At 45.3% G+C, this 1,045-nt stretch carries 1 protein-coding gene; it reads right to left on the reverse strand.

Going from position 1 to position 1,045, the window contains the following annotated elements; all coding sequences use genetic code 11:
* Window positions 1-1,045: IS4-like element ISVsa5 family transposase (locus tag GTU67_RS15180; RefSeq protein WP_010129817.1), on the reverse strand; the 1,045-nt coding region annotated here is incomplete at both ends.

Below are 1,045 nucleotides of genomic sequence, written 5' to 3' on the forward strand. Positions count from 1 at the left end.
AGTCTTCCCTTGTTATTGTGTAGCCAGAATGCCGCAAAACTTCCATGCCTAAGCGAACTGTTGAGAGTACGTTTCGATTTCTGACTGTGTTAGCCTGGAAGTGCTTGTCCCAACCTTGTTTCTGAGCATGAACGCCCGCAAGCCAACATGTTAGTTGAAGCATCAGGGCGATTAGCAGCATGATATCAAAACGCTCTGAGCTGCTCGTTCGGCTATGGCGTAGGCCTAGTCCGTAGGCAGGACTTTTCAAGTCTCGGAAGGTTTCTTCAATCTGCATTCGCTTCGAATAGATATTAACAAGTTGTTTGGGTGTTCGAATTTCAACAGGTAAGTTAGTTGCTAGAATCCATGGCTCCTTTGCCGACGCTGAGTAGATTTTAGGTGACGGGTGGTGACAATGAGTCCGTGTCGAGCGCTGATTTTTTCGGCCTTTAGAGCGAGATTTATACAATAGAATTTGGCATGAGATTGGATTGCTTTTAGTCAGCCTCTTATAGCCTAAAGTCTTTGAGTGACTAGATGACATATCATGTAAGTTGCTGATAGGTTTCCAGTTTTCCGCTCCTAGGTCTGCATATTGTACTTTTCCTCTTACTCGACTTAACCAGTACCAACCCAGCTTCTCAACGGATTTATACCATGGCACTTTAAAGCCAGCATCACTGACAATGAGCGGTGTGGTGTTACTCGGTAGAATGCTCGCAAGGTCGGCTAGAAATTGGTCATGAGCTTTCTTTGAACATTGCTCTGAAAGCGGGAACGCTTTCTCATAAAGAGTAACAGAACGACCGTGTAGTGCGACTGAAGCTCGCAATACCATAAGCCGTTTTTGCTCACGGATATCAGACCAGTCAACAAGTACAATGGGCATCGTATTGCCCGAACAGATAAAGCTAGCATGCCAACGGTATACAGCGAGTCGCTCTTTGTGGAGGTGACGATTACCTAACAATCGGTCGATTCGTTTGATGTTATGTTTTGTTCTCGCTTTGGTTGGCAGGTTACGGCCAAGTTCGGTAAGAGTGAGAGTTTTACAGTCAAGTAA

Origin of the sequence: Pusillimonas minor, assembly GCF_014237865.1 — a bacterium.
GTDB lineage: Bacteria > Pseudomonadota > Gammaproteobacteria > Burkholderiales > Burkholderiaceae_B > Neopusillimonas > Neopusillimonas minor.